The organism is Comamonas sp. 26 (assembly GCF_002754475.1).
In the GTDB taxonomy this organism is placed as follows: domain Bacteria; phylum Pseudomonadota; class Gammaproteobacteria; order Burkholderiales; family Burkholderiaceae_C; genus Comamonas.
The window spans coordinates 3096005-3119188 of record NZ_PEFL01000001.1; the positions used below are offsets into that span (position 1 = coordinate 3096005).

Consider the following 23184-nt stretch of genomic DNA (forward strand, 5'->3'; position numbering starts at 1 on the left):
ACAGGACAATAGAGGCATTGGGCATAGCCAAGCCCGCTTTACGACTCGGCACCGTCCGACTCCTGCCATGAAAAACTCTCTAACCACCTATGCGCTGGGTCTGGGCTTGGGCCTGACTGCCAGCAGTTGGACGCTTGCCGCCCAGCCCTTGCTCACTCCTGAACAATTGCAACCCCTGCTGCAGCAGGCCGACGTGCGCCTCATCGATATCCGCGACCCCAAAGCCTTTGAGGCCGGTCACATCGACAAGGCCGCTAACGCTCCCTATGGCAAATGGCGCGGCCCTGCGACCAACCCCGGCGAGCTGCCTGACCAGCCCAAGCTGGTGGCGCTGGTGCAATCGCTGGGCCTGACGCCTGCGACCCACGCCGTGGTGATTTCCAGCGGTGCCGACGCGACAGACTTTGGTGCCACAGCCCGCGTGTACTGGACGCTCAAGAGCCTTGGCCTCAAGGAGCTGTCCATCGTCAATGGCGGTATGAAGGCATGGCAAGCCGCAGGCAAGCCCGTGGGCAAGACCACCCTGCAGATCAACCCCAGCAGCTACGCACCCAGTTTTGACGCTAACTGGCTGGCCACACAGCAAGATGTGGGCAAGCACGTAGACCTGTCCAACGCCGCGCTGGTTGATTCGCGTCCCGATGCTTTCTACCAAGGTAAGACCCGCGCGCCTGCTGCCAAACTGTCTGGCACTTTGCCCGGCGCCCAGCAGCTGGATTTCAACCAGTGGTTTGTGCCCGGCAGCACGCTGTTTGTCGATGCGGCAAAGGCCAAGACCATTGCCAGCCAGATCCAGCGCCAGCAAGGTCAGGACATGGTGTCCTTCTGCAACACCGGCCACTGGGCGGCCACCGACTGGTTTGGCCTGTCTGAAATGGCCGGCCTGCCCAATGTGAAGCTCTACGCAGGCTCCATGGTGGACTGGACGCAATCCAAGGATGCTCCGCGCATGGCCAATCAGCCGGGTCGCGCCCAATCGCTGGCATACGACGCCCAAAAGTGGTGGGAAAAGACTTTTAAATAAAAATAGGCTCCAGCGCTTATGCATCAAGCGCTGGAAGCTATCAAATCAATACCAAGAATGAAACGACTTCCCATTACGGCCCTGCTGGCCATCTTCTTTGGCTGGCTGCTGTGGTCCGTCTCGGTGCGTCAGGCGGCCTTGTTTGCCGTGGGCATTGGCCTGGGTGCCGTGCTGGCTGGCAAGCGCTTTGGCTTCACCACCGGCTGGCGCATGCTGGTCGAGGAAAAAGACGGTAGCGGCATCTTTGGCCAGCTCTTGCTGCTGGCCCTGGCTGCAGCCCTCGCCATGCCCCTGCTGGGCCATTTTCCTGAGCTGACTGCCGCACTTGGCCCACCCAGCATCAGCTTGCTGGTGGGGGCTTTTGTCTTTGGCCTGTGCATGCAGATTGCCGACGGCTGCGGCAGCGGCACGCTGTACAAGGCGGGCATGGGCATCCCCATGAACACGGCTATCTTGCCGCTGTTTGCCATTGGCAGCTTTATGGGCAGCCTGCACCTGGGCTGGTGGCTGGATCTGGGCAATACCGCGCCCGTGGGTCTGGTGACTGAATGGGGCTGGGCACCGGCGCTGATCGCCACGCTGGCCGCACTGGCCGTAGTGGCAGCAGGCGTGGCGCTGTACGTCAAAAAAGCCAACGCAACTCTTAACCGCCCTGCCAAGCCGCTGCTGGTGCGCAAGTGGCTGGTAGGTGCCGTGCTGCTGGCAGTGCTGGCTACGCTGAACCTGATCATTGCAGGCCAGCCCTGGGGCGTGGTCTATGGCTTTGGCCTGTGGGCCGCCAAGGTGGCCAATGCCACGGGTGCAATCGATCTGGCCAGCAACTGGTTCTGGAGCCAGCCCGGCAACGCCGCGCGCCTGCATGAGACCGTGCTGCTGGATGTGACCAGCATCACCAATATAGGCATTCTGGGCGGCGCACTGTGGATTGCAGCGGGCAAACCCGCGACAGCCAAGGCGCTGACCGGCACGCAATGGGTCGTGGCCCTGGTCGCGGGGCTGGTGCTGGGCTATAGCTCGCGTCTGGCCTTTGGCTGCAATGTGGGGGCCATGCTATCGGGCATTTCCACGGGCTCCATCCACGGCTGGATCTGGGTGCCGCTAGCGTTTGCGGGCACCATCTTCGGCCTGCGTATCCGCCGCCATTTCGGCTTCTGAGCAAGGAACTTCATGACTTCACCCAATACCTTGCGCGCCGTCTTCTGGGCCGTACTGCTGGTCTTTCTGGCCTGGGACTTTCAGACATCGCCAGCCATTGACCTGCGCTTCGAAGCACCGCTGATTGCCGCCGGCTCCGGCCAGGCGGCACAGGGCGGACATTGCTCCATGCCGACCGGCAAATAAGCGCCGCTATCCCCGACGCCCTGTCCGCTGGTCAGGGCGTTTTCTTTTGCGCCGTATCAGGCCTCGGGCTTTTCCAGCTCAAAGCCCGCCGCCTCCCAGGCGGACAGTCCCCCGGTCAAGGGCCGTACATTGTGAAATCCCGCACGCTGCAATTGCCGGGCCACACGCGCAGCGGAGATCTCGTCGGGACAGTCGCAATACACCACCAGGCCATGCTCATGCTGCTCGCGCGGCAGCAAATGTTCGTAGGCCGGCCTGCCCTTGCCCTGGTGTTCCAGCCAGGAACTGGCTCCAGGAATATGACCCTGACCGAATAGCAGGGGTTCGCGCACATCGATCACCGTCGGTGTCGTGCCCCGGGCATTGAGCCCCGCCAGTTCTTCGACCGACATGCGCGGCATCTTCAGCGAGCGCACCACGCGCTGTCTCTGCCACCACTTGCGTGCCACGAACACGGCAAACGCCACCGCTAGCAGCAGCAGCCCCCATTTGCCCAGCGCCGTCAGCACATCGAGCAAATCCTCCACGGTGGAGCTGAACAGCGAGCCCAGAAACACGGCCGAGCCAACCCAGATCAGGGCCCCCAGCGTATCGAAAAGCACAAAGGTGCGAAAAGGCGTGCCCACCACGCCGGCCAGGGCACTGGCGATGGAGGCAAAACCCGGCACGAACTTGGCCACCAGCAAGGACTTGGCACCCCAGCGGCCGTACACAGATTCCGTCTGGCGAATGCAGGCATCAGGCGAGAGCGAGATGCGGCAGATCTGCCCCAGCACCTTTTGCCCATAGGCCTTGCCCGCGCGATACCAGAGCACATCCGCAATCAGGGCTGCAACCACGGCAATCAGCGTAAGCAAGCCCAGCCGCGCCATGCTTGTGCCCTCCAGCGCGCCCGTCACTACCAGCACCGGATAAGCTGGAATGGGTGCCCCCATCTGCTCAATCAGCACATTGAGAAAAACAATGCCGAAGCCGTATTCCCGAATCAGATCCACGACAAAGCCCATGACCCACGCTCCTTACCCTGCCCAAGGTTAGCTCCCGATGCTAGCGAGACGCAAACATCCCCGAGTCCGCGAGGTTGTTGGGTTTCAAGCCAGATGCAGATGGGACTGGATTGCCTCGAAATGCGCGCTCACATTAAGCGCTGGTGCATGGCCGCAGCCCGGCACCTCCAGCCACGTTAGCAGCCCTTGGGCACCGGGACCGCGCTGCATCATCTGCTCGGCCACCGGCTTGAGCACCAGATCAGACGCCTCGCCGCGCAGCAGCAGCACAGGCAGTTGCAGCGCATCATAGTGATCCCAGAGCAGATAGTCGTTGTCGTGCTCGGTGAACTGCTCGATCATGCGCGGGTCGTAATGCGGGGTGATGCGGCCGTCGTCCGTGCGACGCGTGCTGGTCTCGGTCAGCTTGCGCCACTCGACATCGCTGAGCCAGCCGTAAGGCTTGTAGGCCGCACGGAAAAAGGCTTCCAGCTCGGCCACGGTGTCAAACACCGGCGGGCGACCGGCATAGCCTTTGATGCGGGCCAGAGCAGCCTCGGCCAGCTCGGGAGCATTGTCGTTGAGGGTGAGCGTGAGAATACGGCGCTTGAGATCCGGCTCGAACAGGCCGGACGCGCACACCGTACCGATGGCACCGCCCATGCTGGTTCCCACCCAATGCACCTGCGACAGTGCCAAAGCATCCATCAACTCACGCGCCAGCCGGGCATAAAACCGCAGCTGGTATTCCTCGCTGGAGTTGCGGCTCCACTGGCTCAGTCCTCGCCCCAACGTATCCGGGCAGATGACGCGATAGCCTTGTGCCACGAGAAACTGTGCCAGGGCATCCATATCGCGCCCTGTGCGAGCCAGGCCATGCCAGGCGATCACTGTGGCAACGGGCTCAGCAGTCGGCTGCCAGTCCATGTAATGAATTTCATAGCCGGCACAGGTGACGTAGCAGGAAGCAGGCTGGAGCAAAAACAAAGCATTCGAACTCATGATTTTTAAATGAAATTGGCCGAAGCGCTTATCTATCAAACGCTTGCAGCTATCAAATCCAAAGTGATTACGGCTTGTGCGACAGCACCGCTGCACGCAGCCGCCCCACTAACCCGGTGGGGAAGTAATAGACCGAGAGCACAAACAGCAGACCCAGCCACAACAGCCAGCGATCCGGTGACAGCAGAGCCGACAGCCATGGCAGGCCGACTGCCGCTTCGCTGCCGATGCGCAGCAAATCCTGCAGATAGCTTTGCGCGACGAGAAAGATGACGGAGCCAATCACCGCGCCATAAATCGTGCCCATGCCGCCAATGACGACGATGAGCAGGCAGTCCATCATGATCTCGAAGGACAGCGTGGTGTCGGGGCCGTTGTAGCGCAGCCAGACGGCCAGCATGGCACCGGCCACGCAGGCGAACAGGGCCGAGAGCACGCTCGACGTGGTGCGGTAAACCACCACGCGGTAGCCAATGGCCTCGGCACGGAATTCGTTCTCGCGGATGGCCTGCAGCACACGGCCAAAGGGCGAGTTGACGATGCGCAGCAGCATCAGCACCAGCAGCAGGGCCAGTACAAACAGCAGGTAGTAGCTGATGATCTTGCCGTCGACGAGCACGCCAAAGATTTCGTTCTCGAACGGCTCGAAGCTAGGCGACAGCCATTCGGGCATCTTGAAGGTCAGGCCGTCTTCGCCCCCCGTCCAGTCGGACAGCTGCGAAGCCAGGGTCTGAAATGCCGCCGCGACAGCCAGCGTGATCATGGCAAAGAAGATGGCGCGCACACGCAGCGAGAACAGGCCGATGGCCAGCGACAAGACCAGCGACACCAGCAGCGCCGCACCCAGTCCCAGCGCCAGTGCGCCCCAGCCAGCTCCCAGCTTGCTGGATGCAATGGCTACGCCATAGGCACCTATGCCGAAAAACATGGTGTGGGCAAAGCTGACGATGCCGGTATAGCCCAGCAGCAGATCAAAGCTGGCCACCAGCACCACAAAGATCACGACCTTGGCCGCGACATTGAGCGCCTTGACGCCCGGAAAGACAAACGGTGCCACGGCCAGGCCAATAAAAATGACCAGCAGCAGCACCGCCAAAATGCGGCTACGCGGTAGATCGCCGGAGAGCAAACGATTGAGCATGGTGTCCACTCCTTAGCGATTGGCGACGGGAAAGACGCCTTGTGGGCGCCACAGCAGGATGGCGACCATGAGTGCAATATTGGAAAACAGCGCCACCTTGGGAGCTAGAAAGCCCGTGTAGTTGGCCATCAGCCCTACCAGCAGCGACCCGATCAACGCGCCGCCCGTGCTGCCCAGGCCACCGATGATGATGACGATGAAGATCAGCACATTGACCTGCGCGCCCATCTGCGGAATCACGTTCTGCTGGTACAGCCCCCACATCACACCACCCAGCCCGGCCAGGGCCGAGCCCGCCACAAACACGCCGATGAACAGGTTGCGCACGCGGTAGCCCAGGGCTTCAACCATCTCGCGATCCTGCACGCCGGCGCGGATCAGCAACCCCAGCTTGGTCCGCGTCAACGTCCAGAACAGCACGGCAAACACCAGCGCACCCACCAGCACGGCAAACACGCGGTATTTCTCCACGGCCGCATCACCCAGCAACCACGCGCCTTTCATCGCCTCGGGCAAGGGCAGCGGAATTTGCTGCGGGCCCCAGATGACCTTGATCAGCTCTTCACCAATGATCATGCCGCCCATGGTGATGAGAATCTGCTTGAGATGCTGACCATAGACGGGGCGCACGATAAAGCGCTCGAATGCCAGCCCCACGGCGCCAGCCACCAGCATCGCGACCAGCATGGCGGGAAACACCGCCACCAGATTGCGCCAGAGCTGGTCCGACCCCGTCCAGTCGCCCATGGCGCCGAGTACGCTGGTGGCCACAAAAGCGCCCAGCGCGATGAACACGCCATGGCCAAAGTTAAGCACATCCATGAGGCCGAACACCAGCGTCAGGCCCGAAGCGATGATGAAGATGATCATGCCCATGGCCAGGCCGGCCACGGTGAGCGTCAGCCAGGTGCTGGGCGAGCCCACCAGCGGCAAGGTGACCAGTGCCAGCAGCGGCACCAGCAACAGCGGCTTGTAATCCATGTCCTTGAAACTCATGCAAGCGCCCTCCAGCTGCGTGTCAACGCTTTCATATTCATAGCTTCTTGCTTATACTGGATAATCACTTGCGGCATTTTTGATGTAATTTTTCTCATAACGACAAGCCCAGCAGCGACTGCTGCAGCTGCGCATCGGCCGCCAGATCCGCCATGCGCCCCGCGTGAATCACACGGCCGTTGTCCATCACCGCCACGCCGTCACCCAGACGTTTGGCAAAGTCGATGTTCTGCTCCACCAGCAAGATGCTCACGCCGCTGGCCTTGAGCTGGGCAAAGGCCGCGATCATGTTGTTGATGATGGCGGGAGCCAGGCCCTTGCTGGGCTCGTCGACGATGAGCAGATCGCGCGGCTCGACAATCGCGCGGGCCACAGCCACCATCTGTTTTTGCCCGCCGCTGAGCTTGCCCGCAGGCGCATTCCAGAACTTCTGCACGGCAGGAAAAAGCTGGTAAATCCAGTCCAGTCGTGCCCCATCCATCTGGCCCGCATGGGCGGCAGCGCGAGCGGCCAGAAGCAGGTTCTCCTTGACCGTGAGATCGGCGAAGATGCCCATGTTCTCGGGAACATAGGCAATATTGAGGCGTGCAATGGCCGGCGTGGACAGCTGGCTGATGTCCTTCTCCCCAAACTGAATGCGGCCCTGGCTGGCCTGCCACAGACCCATGATGGTGCGCAGCGTCGTGGTCTTGCCAGCGCCGTTGCGGCCCAGCAGCATGGTGACCTCGCCACGCGGCACCACCAGATCCACGCCATGCAGTATGTGATAGGCACCGATATGGGTGTGAACGCCGGACAGCTGCAACAAAGCGGTGGCGGTATTGCTCATACGTCCTCCTTCACGGCATTGCCAAGATAGGCCTGCTGCACCACGGGCGATGCAATGACTTCGGCCGGCTTGCCATCGGCCACCAGTTGCCCATTGGTCAGCACGATGATGCGGTCGGCCAGCTCCCGCACCACGTCCATCTTGTGCTCCACCAGCAGGATGATCTTGCTGCGGTCTTTTTTGAGTTCGCGTATCAGGTCCAGAATCACCGGCGCCTCGTCATGGCTCATGCCCGCCGTGGGCTCGTCAAACATATAGACCTGAGGCTCCAGCGCCATCAACAGCGCCACCTCCAGCTTGCGCTGGTCGCCATGCGGCAGGCTGGCGACAACGGTATCAGCACGCTCGGACATGGAGACCTTGTCCAGGATTTGCTGTGCCCGTTGCGTGACGGCCCGGTGATCGCTCCAGATGCTCCAGAGGTTCAGGCCCCGGCGATGCGGCCCTGCCATGCTGGCCTGCACCGCCAGGCGCACGTTCTCCCGCACGCTCAGATTGGGAAAGAGATTCGTGAGCTGAAAGGCCCGACCCAGCCCGGCACGCGTGCGCGCCGAAGCAGGCAGCCCCGTCAGGTCGCGCGCCCCCAGAGTAACCGTGCCGGAGCTGGCCTTGAGCTGGCCTGAGATCAGGTTGAAATAGGTGGTCTTCCCTGCGCCATTGGGGCCCACGATGGCCGTGAGCGTGCCCGGCTCGAACGAGCAGGTTACAGCGCTCACGGCCACATGGCCGCCAAAGCGGATGGTGAGATCTTTAGTTGCCAGAATGCCCATGAAAGCGGATCTTTCCTTCTCGTTGCGTGCGGCGGCTGCTCAGGGGCAGGTTCCGATCACGTAGTAGTTGCTGCCGGTCTGCTTCAGCGTGGTGGTGTAGAACACGTTCCACAGGCCCATGTTCTGCGCCGAGCCGTTGGCATAGGCATAGCCGCCCTGCTGATAGGCGCGATTGGCCTGTACATGGGCGTAGTTGCTGGCCGTGGTACAGGTACCAGCAGGACTGCTGCCGGTCAGTGTCGAAGCACTCACCGCAGCAGAATCGGCACTCTCGGCACCATTGCCGTCCACAGCCCGTACCGTCCAGCTATAGCTGGTGGAGGGACTCAGTGCCGAGTCGACATAGCTGGTGGCATAGACCGTGAGCGCATTGGCCTTGTTGCCGTTGCGATAGACGTTGTAGCCCGCAGCACTCGTCACGGGGCCCCAGTCCAGTTGCATGCTGGTGCTGGTGGCGACAGACGCACCCAGTCCCGTGGGTGCTGCCAGGGCCGGTTGGGTCGGAGTACCTCCGCCGGTCCCACCACCGGTGCCCGAGCCTGTGCCGGAGGCAATGCGGTCGATCATGGCCTTGATGGCCGTCATCTGCACGCCGCTCTTTTGCGCGAAATTGTTGCCATACCAGCCTATCCAGTCCCAGCAGGCATTGGGATTGGCCAGCGAACCGCTCTTGCTCGTGCTGCGGTTGTTGTTGTCCACCTGGGTCTGCGGATACAGCACGATGATGTTGTTGGTATCCGCCCAGCGGCTGAAGCCGGTGTTCCTGACGAACTTGTCGCCGATCTTGTCGGTGCTCTGCTGGCAGCCGTGCAGCACCACATGCAGCTTGCACTGCGTGCCGCTCGCGCAGCTTTGCGGCACGTACAGCCAGCCGGTGCTGGCCATGCCCGGATTGGCATTGGAATAGGCCGACTGGTTGAACTCGATGTAGTTGCCGCTGGCCGGAGCAGCGTTGCGCGGATTGAGCGCGCCATAGAAATGCGTGAGCACGGCCTTGGCGCCGTCATAGCCGCAATTGCTGATGTAGGGCGAAGCACTGCTGCTGCAGGCGTTGTTGCCGCTGCTGTCGAAGTCGGTGGGCAGAACATGGGCTGCACCCGAGCGCTTGACATAGGCGATGTTGGCTTGCGGCACTGCGTTGTTGAGGTACTGGGTTTGCAGCGCATCGGTGAGATTCGGGCCCACCGTGTAGTCGCTGGTGCCCGTGAAGATGTAGATCTTCTGCGCCGCTATCCGGCTCTTGGCATCGATGCTTGCGGCGCTGCTGTAGCTGTCAATGCTGCTTTGCATGGCATTGAGCTGTGCGCTCGTGATGCTGGCGTTGTACATGCAGGCCGTGTAATTGTTCAGGCCCGCACACATATATGGACCCGCAGCAAAGATGCCCACCCCCATGAAGGTTGCCGAATAGGCATTGCCCAGCTGGTTCGCCATGAAGCCACCCGACGACAGGCCCGACACGCTGATCTGGTCGGTGGCAATGTTGTATTGCCCCAGCGGCACGGCCGCCCCCGCAGCCATGTTCACGCCGCCCCATAGCGCCAGGGCGGCAACACCACTTCTCCAGGATTGAACTCGCATGCTTTGTCTCCGTGAATCTGTGAAATAGGAATGAGCAATGCCAGCCCTCGTGTTTCCGAGGGTTCATCAATTGAGAGGACGGGTCGAACCGGGAAGATTTCCCGGCTGGTTCAGCGCTGATTGCGAACGGGAACCTTCATTTCTTCAGGCTTGATCTCGCGCACCAGTTCTGGAACGCCCCAGGCCATGGCCGGGTCGTTCTTGATCCTGAAGTGGTACATGCTCTGCATGGCCTGGTGATCTTCCTTGCGGAACGTCATGACACCTTTGGGCGTATCAAAACTCATGCCTTCCATGGTCTTGATCAAGGTGTTGGTCTTGGTGTCGCCACTGGTCTTCTTGAGTGCCGTGACGATGGCCATGGCGGCCGAGAAGCCACCAGCCGTGAAGAAGTCCGGCGGAGCCTTGTACTGCTTGTAGCTCATGGCGACCATGGCCTCGTTCACCGGGTTCTTGGGAATGCCGAAGTAGTAGTAGGTCGCCCCCTCCATGCCCGGCAGGTTCTTGTAGGCGGCCATGGCGGGCAGGATGTTGCCGCCGGTGGCGATCTCGATGCCGTAGCGCTTGAGGTCCATGTCGGCAATCTTGAAGGGGTTGCCAGCCCCGGCCCAGACCACCCAGATCACCTTCTTGCCCGGAACATCCTTGAGCCTGTCGATCAGGCGCTGGGCTCCGGCCGTGAAGTCGGTGGTGGCAGCGGGCAGATATTCCTCATGCACCAGCTTGCCCTTTTTCACGGCTTCCTTGAAAGCCTTGACACCGTCGCGACCAAAGGCATTGTCCTGGGCCAGCGTGGCAATCTGAACGCCGGGCTTGTCGATGGCCACCGCATTGCTGATCGCGTCCTGGCTGGAGTTGCGGCCGGTGCGGAAGATGTACTTGTTCCACTTGTCGCCCGTGATCGAGTCTGCCACCGCCGGCTCGACGAGCAGAATTTTCTTGTATTCCTCAGCCACGGGCAGCATCGCCAGGGCCACTCCCGATGAGCTAGGGCCCACCGCCAGGTCCGCCTTGTCGTCCGAATAGGCCGCAGCCAGCAGACTCTTGCCTAGGTCGGGCTTGCCCTGGTCGTCCTTTTCGATCACGACAAGCTTCTTGCCTGCCACTGTCATGCTGCCGCCCGTGGCATACTCCAGCCCCATCATCAGCCCCGCCTGCGTCTGTTTGCCGTAGGCCTCCAAAGGCCCGGTCTTGCTATAGACATGGGCGATGCGGATTTCGGATTGAGCCAGAGCGCCCGGAACATGGGCGACCATGGCGGCCAGAGCCGCGAACTGCAGCAGGCTGCGCTTGTGCATGTATTGTCTCCTTGAGGATGTTTGCGGTGGTTCCGCTTGTACTTGTATGGTGAGCAGATAGCAGTCTTCGTGCCAGTCTGGTTTTCCTCTGGAGAGCATGCATGCACAGCTTGCAACTGTTCAAAAATCAGACAGAAATGCCTTGAATTCAGACATTGCCTGATTCAAAGACACTTCACCGGGCTCGCGCCGTGGACGCTTCCCGGCCTCAAGCAAGCCGCAATGAAAAAAGGATCACCGAGGTGATCCTTCTTGCTATCACGCGGCATCGCGTTTTTTGTCGAATTCGAGCAGGCGCACGGCATTGTCCTTGAGGATGCCGGGCATGACCTCGGGCTTGAAACCGGCGACCTCGAAGTCCTTCATCCAGCGCTCGGGCGTGATCAGCGGGAAGTCGCTGCCGAAGAGAACACGATCTTTCAGCAAGGTGTTGGCGTACTGCACCAGCTGCTTGGGGAAATACTTGGGGCTCCAGCCCGACAGATCAATCCAGACATTGGGCTTGTGCAGCGCCACCGAGATCGCCTCGTCCTGCCAGGGAAAGCTGGGGTGGGCCATGACGATCTGCATATCGCCGAAATCCACAGCCACGTCGTCCAGCAGCATGGGGTTGCTGTAGGCCAGACGCAGGCCGCCGCCGCACTTCATGCCACTACCGATGCCGCTGTGGCCGGTGTGGAAGATGGCGGGCAGCTTGTAGTGGTTGATGACCTCGTAGATGGGCCAGGCCATGCGGTCGTAGGGATGGAAGCCCTGCACCGTGGGATGGAACTTGAAGCCCTTGACGCCGCATTCGGTGATCAGGCGCTCGGCCTCGCGCGCACCCATCTTGCCCTTGTGCGGGTCGATGCTCGCGAACGCCACCATCATGTCGCTGTTCTCGCGCGCGGCATCGGCAATCTCTTCGTTGGGAATGCGGCGGCGGCCCAGTTGCGCCTCGCTGTCCACCGTGAACATCACCAGACCGATCTTGCGCTCGCGGTAATAAGCAATGGTTTCGGCGATCGTCGGGCGCAGCGAGCTGCCGAAGTATTTGTCGGCCGCGCGGTCGTACTCCTCGCCATAGCTGTCAAAGGGATTGCGGCAGCTGACTTCGGCATGGGTGTGGAAGTCGATGGCGATCAAATCTTGATGGTTCATGGGTGGGTCTGCTTTGGGTATTGAGTCAAATCAGCCTCAAGCGCTTGTCACGCCTGCGGCACCTGCTCTCGAAATTGAATAAAGAAATCAATGCTGGACGGATTGACCATGGCATCGGGGCTGGCCACCTTGGCGGCGTCCGCCCCCAGCAGCAGCTTGCGCACAGGCACTTCCATCTTCTTGCCCGTGAGGGTGCGCGGAATCTCGGCCACTTGCACCACCACATTGGGCACATGGCGTGCCGAAGCCTTGGTCTTGATGGCGTTCTTGATCTGGGCAGTCAGCTCGCCCGTCAATGCCTGGCCTTCGGCCAGGGTCACGAACAGCGGCATGAAGGAAGGTCGGCCCAGGTATTCGAGGTCGACCACCAGGCTGTCCTTGACGGCGTCGAGCTCCTCGACGACACGGTAAATCTCTGCCGTGCCCATGCGTATGCCGAAGCGGTTGATGGTGCTGTCCGAGCGCCCGTAGATCACGGCCGTTCCGCGCTCGCTGAATTCGATCCAGTCGCCATGACGCCAGTAGCCGGCAAACACATCGAAATAGCTGTCGTAGTAGCGCGCGCCGCTCTCGTCGTTCCAGAAGAACACGGGCATGGAGGGCATGGGCTCGGTAATCACCAGCTCGCCGACTTCGGCAACCACCTTCTGCCCCTGTTCGTTGAAGGCGTGGGCCGCCACGCCCAGTTCGCGGCACTGAATCTCGCCCGCATTGACCGGCAGTATGGGAGCGCAGGCCACAAAGCCCGAGGCGATATCCGTGCCGCCGCTGATCGAGGCCAGCCATAGATCGCTTTTGACGTTCTCATAGACCCAGGCATAGGCATCGAGAGGCAGCGGCGAGCCCGTGGAGTTGATGGCACGCAGCTTCTCGAACTGGCGCCCCTTCTTCGGCGAGACACCATCCTTCATGCTCTTGATGAGGAAGGCCGCACCGCAACCAAAGATGCTGACCTGGTATTGGTCTATGAAGTCCCAGAGCGCATCATCATGGGGCGCCGTCGGATTGCCGTCGGACAGGACCACGGTCGCGCCAGCCAGCAGGCTGCCTATCATCAGATTCCAGACAATCCAGCCCGTGCTGCCAAGGAACATGAAGCGATCGCCGGGCAACACATCGTGCTGCAGGCGATTGGTCTTCAGGTGCGTGAGCACAATGCCGCCATGGCTGTGCACCATGGCCTTGGGCAGGCCGGTGGTTCCCGAGGAGTACACCACCCATAGCGGATGGGAGAACGGCAGGCGCTCGAACTGCAGCGGCGCTGCATGGTGCGTTGCCTCGTCCCAGCGCATGCAGTCACGCCAGGGCACGTCCGCATGCTCGGCATCGCTGCCGAACAAGGGCCCCGGCACATGAATCACCCGGGCGATATCGGGCAGACCCTGGAGCACTTCGTTCAGCACCTCACGGCGATCGAACCGTTTGCCAGCATAGGTATAGCTGTCGGTCGCAAAAATCAGCTTGGGGGCAATCTGCTGGAAGCGGTCCAGCACCACGGATACGCCCATCTCCGGCGCGCAACTGGACCAGATGGCGCCAATGCTGGCACAGGCCAGAAACGCCACCACGGTCTGCGGCACATTGGGCAGATAGGCCACCACACGATCGCCAGGCCCAATGCCCAGACCGCGCAGGCTTGCCGCCAGGGCACCCACATCGCGCTGCAGCTGCTGCCAGGAGACTTCGACCGGAGCATGGCCCTCGCAGCGCGCAATGATGGCCGGGCGCTGATCGCTGGCCTGGCGGAAGATATGCTCGGCATAGTTGAGCCGGGTGTCGGGAAACCACTGAGCACCCGGCATCTTGCGGCCGGCCAGCACCTGCGTCGGGTCACCATCGGCCTGAATCTCGAAGTAGTCCCAGATCGAGCGCCAAAAGCCTTCGATATCGGTGGCCGACCATTGCCACAGCGCCTCATAGTCGGAGCAGTCACGGCCACGGCTGTCGCGCAGCCAGTTCATGTAATGCCACAGGCCGCTTTGCTCCTGCTGTTGCTGCGTGGGCCTCCACAATTCTTGCCCTTGTACCAATGCCATGCTGTCTCCGGACTCAAATTAGATATTTTTTATAACTATAAAAACAAATAGAGTCCTCTCAACCAAGGACAATCCCTAGCAAGGCTTAGAAATTCAGCTTCTCCAGCCTGTCATAGAGCTTGGCTCGCGATATGCCGAGAGCCTTGGCGACCGCCAGCTTGTTGCCCGCATGCGCCTGCATGGCCGCCCGTATCGCACGGGCTTCAAGTTCGGCCATCTGCTCGGACAGCGGCCTGATGAGTTCACCGGCCACCGGCTGTTGGACAAGCGGCTCCTGCGTCAGCGGCAGCGATAACCGATGTGAAGGAGCTAGTGGCTCGACCCCGGAAGAGCGCAGCACCTGCGCCAGCAGTCCGGCATCGATATGCGAGTCATCACAGCGCATGGCAGCTTGTTCCAGCACATTGCGCAGCTCGCGAATATTGCCGCGCCAGGCCTGTGCGACCAGCAGTTCCAGCACCCCACGGCCCAGCTCCGGTGGCGCCATGTCATTGCGCAGCGCCAGATCCTCGCACAGCATTTCCACCAGCGCGGGAATATCGCTGCTGCGCTGCCTCAACGGTGGCACATGCACCGGCAGCACATGCAGTCGGTAGAAAAGGTCTTCTCTGAACAAGCCATCGCGCACCATCTGCAGCAGATCGCGAGAGGTGGCGGCCACCACCCGGGCATCGAAATGCACGATCTGGTTGGAACCCAGTGGTTCGATCTCCCCCTCCTGCAAGGCACGCAACAATTTGGCCTGCAAGCTCGCAGGCATGTCACCGATCTCATCGAGAAACAAGGTTCCGCCATCGGCCAGCTTGAATTTGCCATCGCGCGCTTTGCGGTCGGCGCCGGTAAATGCACCAGGAACCACGCCAAAGAACTCGGCCTCCAGCAAGGCTTCAGGAATGGCGGCGATATTGACGGTGACAAACGGCCCCAGGGATCGTGTCGAAGCAGCATGGATGGCATGGGCCAGCACTTCTTTGCCGGTACCTGTCTCGCCCAGCAACAAAACCGGACTCATGGACTGAGCCGCGCGCCGGGCCTGGCGCTTGACCTCCACTGCCGCCGGGCTGCTGCCCACAAAGCTGGCGAAGCTGTATTTGCTGCGACGCGCACCTTGCATGGACACCTTCAGGCTGCGGCTGCGCTGGGTGGCAAGCTCCCGCCTGGCTTCGTCCAGATCGCGCTGCAGTCTCGCGAACTTGCTGATCAAAGGCTGCAAAGTGGTTTCAGGCTGGTCGAACAGCACAATGCCGATGGCGCCGATCACGCCCCCCTCATCGTCATGCAGCGGCAGACGGCTCACGACAAACGTGCCCGCACTGTTGGTCAGCAAATCGATCAAAACAGGTTTGCCGGTTTCCAGAACACCACGCATCTGGGTGTTGGGAATAACCTCATCCACCAGATGTCCGAGAAAGTCGCCGACACCAGCCATACCCAGCCGGGGAAGAAAGCGTTCATACCCTTTGTTGACCCAGACAATGCGCCCGGTTCTGTCAACCAGAAACATGCCCTGGCTCATCGAGGAGAATAGCTGAAACATGGAACGCGCCGCCAAGGCATAAATGCCGTCGGCATCTTCAGGCAGCTGGGAAGCGAAGTCGTTGGGTGCCAGTTGGCTCATTTCCATCATTGCGCCATGGTAGGCGACATTGCATCTCAACCATCAGCACAGAGCTGTAGCAGAGTCCTCCGCACTATCAATACATGAGCAAATAACGTCTTTTTCTCGATGGCTGGAGTCTGCATGCATAAAAAAATCCCCTGCTCAGCTCACCGAACAGGGGATATGAATGCAACGGGCTCCATGCGTAAAGCACCCGCAGCAGGCTAGGAAACAAGACTAGGCGGCGACAGCCTCTCGTGTCTGTTTGGCATCTGCCATGCGCTTGAGGACGCGGGGAACGATCAGCACCGACAGCACAATGATGATCAGCGTCAGCGACATGGGGCGCTGCAGGAAAATCCACCAGCTGCCTTCGCCAATCGACACGGCGTTACGCATCTGTGCTTCGGCCAGAGGGCCCAGAATCATGCCAACCACAACTGGGGCTGTGGGGAAGTCAAAGCGACGCATGATCACGCCCAGCACGCCAATGCCGTAGAGCAGGAACAGATCGAATGCGCTCTGGCGCATGCCGTAAGCACCCACCGTTGCGAAGATCAAGATGCCAGCGTACAGCTGAGGACGTGGAATCTTCAGCAGCTTGACCCACAGGCCGACCATGGGCAGGTTCAGCACCAGCAGCATCACGTTGCCAATGTACAGCGATGCAATCAGCGCCCAGACCAGGGCCGCCGAGGTCGTGAACAGTTGCGGGCCGGGGTTGATGCCGTAGTTCTGGAATGCACCCAGCAGCACCGCAGTGGTGTTGCTGGTAGGAATGCCCAGCGTCAGCAGAGGAATCAGCGCAGCCGTCACCGTTGCGTTGTTGGCGGCTTCAGGGCCGGCCACACCTTCAATAGCGCCTTGCTTGCCGAACTCAGCCTTGTCTTCACCCTTGGCCAGCTTCTTTTCGGTGGCGTAGCTCAGGAAGGTAGGGATCTCGGTACCTCCGGCAGGAATACAGCCAAACGGTGTACCGATGACGGTGCCGCGAATCCAGGCAGGAACAGAGCGCTTCCAGTCGCGCTTGGTCATGTGCACGCGGGTCAGCTTGTTCTGCGATTCTTCAACCTTGCCTTCGTAGATGGCCGCATACAGCACTTCAGCCACGGCAAACAGGCCCACAGCCACCAGCACGATGTCGATACCGTCCAGCAGTTCCATCTTGCCGCCGGTGTAACGGGCAGCGCCAGAGATCTGGTCCATGCCAATACAGCCAGCAGCCAGACCGACAAACAGCGCCGTCATACCGCGCAGCGAGCTTTGACCCAGCACCGCACTCACGGTGGTGAAGGCCAGAACCATCAGCATGAAGTATTCAGGCGGGCCCAGCTTGACGGCAAAGTCAGCCACAAACGGGGCAAACAGCGTGACCACAACCGTGGCAAAAGTACCGGCAAAAAAGGAGCCGATCGCCGCCGTAGCCAGCGCCGCACCGGCTCGCCCGCTCTTGGCCATTTTGTTGCCTTCCATGGCCGTGACCATGGAAGCGGTTTCACCGGGCGTATTCAGCAAGATGGAGGTGGTCGAGCCACCGTACATCGCGCCGTAGTAAATGCCCGAGAAGAAAATCATCGAAGCCGTCACATCCACCTTGGCGGTGATGGGCAGCAACATCGCCACCGCCACCGCAGGGCCTATGCCGGGCAGCACGCCCACAGCAGTACCCAGCGCGCAACCGACCAGCGCCCACAGCAGATTGACAGGAGTGATGGCCGTGGCAAAGCCAGCCATTAGAGCGTTAAAAATATCCATTACAGCCACCCCGTCTGAGTCAGGCCCGGCAGATTGATGGCCAGGAATTGGGTAAACATCCAGAACACGGGTGCAGAGATCAGCAGTCCGGTAATCACATCCTTCACCCAGGTGCTGGGTGCAGAGACATTCTTCTCATGGGCTGCGCGGCGCAGGCCTTGCACGGCCAGCACGTAGCAGATGGTGCAGCTGAAGATGAAGCCAAGCGTGCTGATCAGCGCAGCATTGATCAGCAGGCCTGCAGAGACCCAGACAAAGGCACCAATGTCAGCCTTGGCACCACCACCGGGGTCGGCTGCATGGCGAAAGCCGCCGGTCTGAGCTTCCCAGATCAGCAAAGCACCACAGATGCCCAGCACTGCCGCGCACACCCAAGGCAGAAAGTTGGGGCCTACGCCGCCGTAGCCTGCATCCCCAGGGATTTGCAGCGCGCCAACGGCCAGGCTAATGGCAACCAGCAGCACGCCACTGCCCACGATGGTTTGCGCCACCTTGGACGGGACATTCGGGCTTTGCGGCTCGTTAGGGTCTGCGTAGGCCGAAACCTGCGCGGCCTCTGCGGCCTTGGCTAGATCTTGGTAAGAATCAGACATGATTTTGAAGACTTGATGTTCAAAGGCTCGGTCATTCGTCAAAGCGGCTGATCTGGGACTTTTGTCCTTAACCACCACTCCAACACCAATCACCGGGGTGCAAACGCCCCAGCCTTGCATTTGCGGCAAGACCATTGAACATTTGCGGGGGTAAAACTCAGGGTCGCGAAGAAGAAAAACCGGTCAGCAAGAATGCTATGTTCGCGCCCTGTGGCAAGAGATAAAAAACAGACAGTGGGCAGCTCTGTCGAATGCAAAGCTGCCTGGCCGTCATCAGATCATTCCAGACTTGGCCATGGTGGCGCGCAGGCTGGCAAACTCGTCGTCCACAAACTTGGCGAAGGCATCACCGCCCAGCCATGCAGGTGTCCAGTCGTTCTTTTGCAGCGCTTCGGCCCAGGCCTTGCTCTTGGTGGCTTTTTCGATCTGAGCAATCAGCTCGGTACGCTGAGCCGCAGAGATGCCGGGTGCGCCATACACACCGCGCCAGTTGCCGATCTCCACGTTGATACCCTGCTCCTTGAGCGTGGGGATGCTGGAGGCCGCACCCTTGAGGCGCTGAGCCGAGGTCACGCCAATGGGCTTCATCTTGCCGGTGGTGATGTACTCAGCAAACTCGCTGAAGCCACTGCCGCCCACGGTCACATTGCCGCCCAGAATGGCGGAGATTGCCTCACCGCCCCCACGGAATGCCACGTAGTTAATCTTGGAGGGGTCCACGCCCACTTCGCGGGCAATCATGGCCGCAGCAATGTGCTCGGTCGATCCACGCGAACCGCCGCCCCACTTGATCGAGCCAGGGTCCTTCTTGAGCTGAGCCACCACTTCGGCCATGTTCTTGTAAGGCGAGTTGGCGGGCAACACGAACACGTTGTATTCGCTGGTCAGGCGGGCCAGAGGCGTTGCCTGTGTCAGATTCACTGGTGGCTTGCCAGTGATGATGCCACCCAGCATCACGGCGCCCATCACCATCATGGCGTTGGGATCACCCTTGCTGCCGTTGACAAACTGAGCCAGACCAATCGCGCCCGCAGCGCCGCCCTTGTTGTCATACGTGACGGAAGAAGCCACACCCGCGTCCTGCAAAGCCTTGCCCAGGGCTCGGCCTGTCGTGTCCCAGCCGCCACCGGGGTTGGCGGGCAGCATCATCTTGATGGCTGTCGCAGCCTGTGCCGACAGAGGCAAAGCACCAGCTGCCGCAAGGGCTGCCAGAGACTTCAGAAACGTATCACGACGCATGGTGAGCTCCTTATGTATTTGGTGAACGAATGATGATGAGCCTGCCTGTCAAACAGCTGTCCAAACGCCTAGGGCATTCCCTTAAGCGGTATCGGTAGTTTCACGAATTGCCCGTGGGTTCTCGGCGCAGTGCTATGTTCTGCCCCATGCAATTACTGCTTGTTGAAGATGATTCCGCCATGCGCACCACGCTGCAGCGCACCCTCATGCGCCGCGGCCTGCATGTCGAGGTAGCGGCCGACGGACCCAGCGCCCTGGCTCACTGGCTGACCCGTGAACCCGATGCCGTGGTGCTGGATCTGAGCCTGCCCGGCCTCGACGGCCTGCAAGTGCTGGAGCGCGCCCGCGCACAGGGCCTGCGCACCCCCGTACTGATACTCACCGCACGCGGCACGGTGGGTGACCGCGTAATGGGTCTGAATGCCGGTGCCGACGACTATCTGGCCAAGCCTTTTGACCTGGATGAGCTGGAAGCACGCCTGCGCGCACTGCTGCGCCGCAGCCAAGACAGCTTCACACCTAAATCCGCGCCTGAGACAATCATGCTGGGCGCTCTGCGCTATGAAAAAGAAAGCGGTGCTATCTATCTGAACGATGCGGTGCTGGAGCTGACGCCACGTGAGCTGTCCATGATGCACGCCCTTCTGGCCCGCCCCGGCCACGCCGTAACCAAGGAGCGCCTGTTCAGTCTCGTCTTCCCCGGTGAGGTCGATGTTCAGTACGAAGCCGTAGAAGTCGTGGCCTATCGCCTGCGCAAAAAACTCAGCGGCACAGGCGTTCAACTGGTCACGCTGCGAGGCCTCGGCTATCTCATCAAGGTCGAGGTCAGTACATGAGCACCAGCACAGGCCCGGCCAGTGGGCGGCGCCGGGCTGCCTGGTCTCTGCGGCGCCTGCTGCTCACCGGTATTCTGCTGCCAGTGCTGCTGCTTATTGCGCTGAACGCCTGGAGCCTGTATCAGCAAACCCTGTCATCGCTGCACACGGCGTATGACAGAACGCTGCTGGCATCGGCCAAGAGCATCAGCGAACAAATTGGCGTTGAGGGCTACGACGAAAAGGCCCATCTGCGCGCAATGGTGCCCTACTCGGCGCTGGAGATTTTTGAAGCCGATAACCAGAGCCGCATGTTCTACCGAGTCTCCACGCTCGATGGAGCACTGGTCTCGGGCTTCAGCGAGCTGCCCGTGTGGCATGGCAAGATTCCGCCGCGCCCGCCCTATGCCGCGCTAGTGGATTTTTATGACGATGAGTTTCGCGGCCACCCAGTGCGCGTCGCCGTACTGCTGCAACCTGTCGCCAGCGCCAACGGCCGCGGCATGGCGGTTATTCAAGTGGCTGAAACACTGGAGCTGCGCCAGTCTCTGGCTCTGCAGATTCTGCGAGATACGCTGATTCGCCAAGCACTGCTGGTACTGGTCGTGGCCCTTATCGTCATCATCGTGGTGCAGCGCGCAACCAAGCCCATTCGCCAGCTCAGCGAAGATTTGCAGGAGCGGGCTCAGGGCGACCTCAGCCCTCTCGACGCCCCCGAAGCCCCGCGTGAAATACAGCCGCTGCTGGACGCTACTAACCAGACCATGCTGCGCCTGCAGCGCCTGCTCAGCAATCAGAAGCGCTTTGTGCGCGATGCATCGCACCAGTTGCGCACGCCACTCGCCGTGCTCAAGGTGCAGGTGCAATCCGCCAAGCGCGGCGATATTCCACCTGCGCAAGCCTTTGCAGAAATTGACGACACCGTAGACCGCGCCACCCGCGTCGCCAACCAGATGCTGGCGCTGGCCAAGGTCGAGCAGCTGCGCCAGGAAGACAGCAGCCAGCCGAGCACCATGCTGGCCCAGTTAGACGACATCGTGCGCGATGTAGCGCTTGAGCTGTCACCGCTGATTGCCGATCTGGACATGGACTTTGGCATTGAAACCCAGCCCTGCCACGTGCCCGCCCATGAATGGATGGTGCGCGAGCTGACCCGCAACCTGCTGCACAATGCACTGCGCCATACGCCGCGAGGTGGGCGACTGCAAGTCGATGTGCGTCAGCAAGACGGCATGGCCTTACTCAGCATTGAAGACAGCGGCAGCGGCATTGATGACGAACTGGCCCAGCGCCTGTTCCAGCCTTTCTCAGCGGGGAATGCACGCAGCGGATCGGGCCTCGGCCTGGCCATCTGCCAGGAAATTGTGCAAACCCTGGGGGGCCAGATCGAGCTGCGCAATCTGCACGATATATGCGGACAGGTTTGCGGTCTGCGCGCGCTGGTGAAACTGCCGCTGCAGCATGCGGAAGCACAGAGCCTTGATACACAACTGTCTTGAATCTCGGCCCAGACTCGCCGCAAAATATCTGCATGAGCGAAATTCAATCCATGCGTCTGGACAAATGGCTGTGGTGCGCGCGGTTCTACAAGACCCGCAGCTTGGCTGTTGAGGAAATTGGCAAGGGCCGCGTCACCGTCAACAAGTCCAATGCCAAGGCCTCGCGTGAAATACGCCCCGGCGACACCATCGACCTGCGCCAGGGCAGCATTCCCAAAGAAGTCATCGTGCGCAGCCTGAGCAATATGCGCGGCCCGGCCCCTGTGGCCCAGCTGCTGTATGAGGAAACGTCGCAGAGCATGGCCCAGCGCGAGCAACTGGCCGAGCAGCGCCGCCTGGCGCCAGAGCCCGCAGACACGCTGGCTGCCCTGCATGCAGGCCGCCCCACCAAACGCGACCGCCGCGAGATTGACCGCGTCAGCAAAGACCACCGCAGCAGCGGCTGGGGTGATCGCTGGAGCGCATCGATTGACGACTAAAACCCTGCAGCAGCCATGATCCGCAGACAACTGATCTCACTGGCGGGTGCATTGACTGCCGGGTCCCTAGGCTGGTGGTGGCTGCGCAAGGATGCTGCGGCGGAAGATAGACACGACATCATTCGTGCCGTCTTCACCGCCAACGCTCTACCGACTTTCTCAGCGCAACATTTGCTGCTGATACGCCAGTTGCACGTGAACTGGGTTCCCGAAGAATCAGGTGCACCAGGCATTGATCCTGTGCAGCCGCTATGGAGTTCCAGCGCAAACGTCAATACAAGCACCGAAGCAGACTCTGCCTTGCGCACTGCCCTTCACATTCTGCAAACCACAGACCGCACGCGGGCCACCCGCCTGCTGGCCGAAGTCTGCTTGCTCATTCCTGAATTCGTCGCCTCAGCCACGCTGCCTGCAGGCAGCTATTCATTACCTTCTGGCTTTGTGCAGCCCAAGCAGCACGCCAGCGCAAGCCAGGCGTTTCAGTTTCTGCCCGCACATCAATTGCTGCTCAACGCCGCCCAATGGCGCGAGGTCAGCAGCGACAGCATTGACGACGTGTTGAACGACGAAGACCCCAGCCAGCCGCTGTGGCCTATGCCCTATATCGATGGCAAGCGGCCTTATGGCAATCGCAGCTACTACCAGATCGACATGGCGGAGTTGCTGGGTCAGCCCTATGCCAAAAATGCTCAGGGCAAATACATTCTCCCGCCCGATAAAGATCAGGCTCTGGCCAGCTTGCACCAGCAGACGCAGGCAGCGCTGCAAGTGCTGTTCATGTACGGGACACCCGGCACTTCCATACAAGGCTAAAAGTCATCTAGCGCTTACAGCTCAAGCGCTACCTGCTCTGAATTCATGAGCAAGAGACAATCTTCAGCATCTTTCAGTTACTTAAAATAAGAGCTGCCAGCGATTGTCATGCAAGCCTTTGATGGAACTTCAAGCCTGAAATAGCTTCTATGCATACGCAAGCAGCTATCTTTTCAATAGCTCATCCTCGCCTTTGCGGCACGCTTTTTCTGGTCGATTAACGACCATTCCCCCGTCTCTGCTCTCG

21 protein-coding genes are annotated in these 23184 nt (G+C 60.7%); 7 read left to right on the forward strand and 14 right to left on the reverse strand.

Annotated elements, in window-relative coordinates:
• Positions 1–67 precede the first annotated feature (67 nt).
• The 3 genes from CLU84_RS14430 to CLU84_RS22245 are packed head-to-tail and all read left to right on the forward strand — an operon-like array spanning position 68 to position 2365.
• Positions 68–1024, forward strand: a complete 957-nt coding sequence (locus CLU84_RS14430; protein ID WP_099737754.1) for a sulfurtransferase — start codon at positions 68–70, stop codon at positions 1022–1024.
• Positions 1025–1081: 57 nt separating this feature from the next.
• Positions 1082–2179, forward strand: a complete 1098-nt coding sequence (locus tag CLU84_RS14435) for a YeeE/YedE thiosulfate transporter family protein (RefSeq protein WP_099737755.1) — start codon at positions 1082–1084, stop codon at positions 2177–2179.
• Positions 2180–2191: 12 nt separating this feature from the next.
• Positions 2192–2365 (forward strand): hypothetical protein, encoded by a 174-nt coding sequence (locus tag CLU84_RS22245; protein ID WP_199173741.1) that lies wholly within the window; start codon positions 2192–2194, stop codon positions 2363–2365.
• Between the two features lie 56 nt (positions 2366–2421).
• On the opposite strand, the gene CLU84_RS14440 is transcribed toward CLU84_RS22245, so the two are convergent.
• The 14 genes from CLU84_RS14440 to CLU84_RS14505 form a co-directional block, all read right to left on the reverse strand.
• Entirely contained in the window at positions 2422–3372 is a 951-nt protein-coding gene (locus CLU84_RS14440; protein ID WP_099737756.1) for a VTT domain-containing protein, read from the reverse strand.
• A gap of 84 nt (positions 3373–3456) precedes the next feature.
• Positions 3457–4353, reverse strand: coding sequence for an alpha/beta fold hydrolase (locus CLU84_RS14445; protein WP_099737757.1), 897 nt, complete (start codon positions 4351–4353; stop codon positions 3457–3459).
• A gap of 67 nt (positions 4354–4420) precedes the next feature.
• Positions 4421–5494, reverse strand: coding sequence for a branched-chain amino acid ABC transporter permease (locus CLU84_RS14450; protein WP_099737758.1), 1074 nt, complete (start codon positions 5492–5494; stop codon positions 4421–4423).
• 12 nt (positions 5495–5506) lie between these two features.
• Positions 5507–6490 carry a branched-chain amino acid ABC transporter permease gene (locus CLU84_RS14455; protein ID WP_099737759.1) on the reverse strand — a complete coding sequence of 328 codons (984 nt, stop codon included), beginning with the start codon at positions 6488–6490 and terminating at the stop codon, positions 5507–5509.
• Positions 6491–6584: 94 nt separating this feature from the next.
• Positions 6585–7319: an ABC transporter ATP-binding protein gene (locus CLU84_RS14460; protein ID WP_099737760.1), complete on the reverse strand. Its 735-nt coding sequence runs from the start codon at positions 7317–7319 to the stop codon at positions 6585–6587.
• Complete coding sequence (locus CLU84_RS14465) at positions 7316–8089, reverse strand: ABC transporter ATP-binding protein (protein ID WP_099737761.1); 774 nt, start codon at positions 8087–8089, stop codon at positions 7316–7318. The genes CLU84_RS14460 and CLU84_RS14465 overlap by 4 nt, the downstream gene beginning before the upstream one ends.
• Before the next feature lie 39 nt (positions 8090–8128).
• Positions 8129–9670 (reverse strand): PHB depolymerase family esterase, encoded by a 1542-nt coding sequence (locus tag CLU84_RS14470; RefSeq protein WP_099737762.1) that lies wholly within the window; start codon positions 9668–9670, stop codon positions 8129–8131.
• A 110-nt stretch (positions 9671–9780) separates the two neighbouring features.
• Complete coding sequence (locus tag CLU84_RS14475; protein ID WP_099737763.1) at positions 9781–10968, reverse strand: substrate-binding domain-containing protein; 1188 nt, start codon at positions 10966–10968, stop codon at positions 9781–9783.
• Positions 10969–11226: 258 nt separating this feature from the next.
• Positions 11227–12108, reverse strand: coding sequence for a 4-hydroxyphenyl-beta-ketoacyl-CoA hydrolase (locus CLU84_RS14480; protein WP_003057560.1), 882 nt, complete (start codon positions 12106–12108; stop codon positions 11227–11229).
• Positions 12109–12155: 47 nt separating this feature from the next.
• On the reverse strand, positions 12156–14144 hold the full coding sequence (locus tag CLU84_RS14485) for an acetoacetate--CoA ligase (protein WP_099737764.1): 1989 nt from the start codon (positions 14142–14144) through the stop codon (positions 12156–12158).
• A gap of 85 nt (positions 14145–14229) precedes the next feature.
• A complete protein-coding gene (locus tag CLU84_RS14490) occupies positions 14230–15762 on the reverse strand; it encodes a sigma-54-dependent Fis family transcriptional regulator (RefSeq protein ID WP_099738034.1) in 1533 nt (510 codons plus the stop codon).
• Between the two features lie 219 nt (positions 15763–15981).
• A complete protein-coding gene (locus CLU84_RS14495; protein WP_099737765.1) occupies positions 15982–17499 on the reverse strand; it encodes a tripartite tricarboxylate transporter permease in 1518 nt (505 codons plus the stop codon).
• Positions 17499–18092, reverse strand: coding sequence for a tripartite tricarboxylate transporter TctB family protein (locus CLU84_RS14500; RefSeq protein ID WP_099738035.1), 594 nt, complete (start codon positions 18090–18092; stop codon positions 17499–17501). The genes CLU84_RS14495 and CLU84_RS14500 overlap by 1 nt, the downstream gene beginning before the upstream one ends.
• Before the next feature lie 273 nt (positions 18093–18365).
• The gene (locus CLU84_RS14505) at positions 18366–19331 is read right to left on the reverse strand and encodes a tripartite tricarboxylate transporter substrate binding protein (RefSeq protein ID WP_099737766.1); all 966 of its coding nucleotides are present in this window, start codon (positions 19329–19331) and stop codon (positions 18366–18368) included.
• 134 nt (positions 19332–19465) lie between these two features.
• On the opposite strand from CLU84_RS14505, the gene CLU84_RS14510 reads away from it, so the two are divergent.
• The 4 genes from CLU84_RS14510 to CLU84_RS14525 are packed head-to-tail and all read left to right on the forward strand — an operon-like array spanning position 19466 to position 22937.
• On the forward strand, positions 19466–20167 hold the full coding sequence (locus CLU84_RS14510; protein WP_099737767.1) for a response regulator: 702 nt from the start codon (positions 19466–19468) through the stop codon (positions 20165–20167).
• Positions 20164–21645, forward strand: coding sequence for a sensor histidine kinase (locus CLU84_RS14515; protein WP_099737768.1), 1482 nt, complete (start codon positions 20164–20166; stop codon positions 21643–21645). The genes CLU84_RS14510 and CLU84_RS14515 overlap by 4 nt, the downstream gene beginning before the upstream one ends.
• Before the next feature lie 32 nt (positions 21646–21677).
• Positions 21678–22124, forward strand: a complete 447-nt coding sequence (locus CLU84_RS14520; protein WP_099737769.1) for an RNA-binding S4 domain-containing protein — start codon at positions 21678–21680, stop codon at positions 22122–22124.
• A 15-nt stretch (positions 22125–22139) separates the two neighbouring features.
• The gene (locus CLU84_RS14525; RefSeq protein ID WP_099737770.1) at positions 22140–22937 is read left to right on the forward strand and encodes a hypothetical protein; all 798 of its coding nucleotides are present in this window, start codon (positions 22140–22142) and stop codon (positions 22935–22937) included.
• Positions 22938–23184 lie beyond the last annotated feature (247 nt).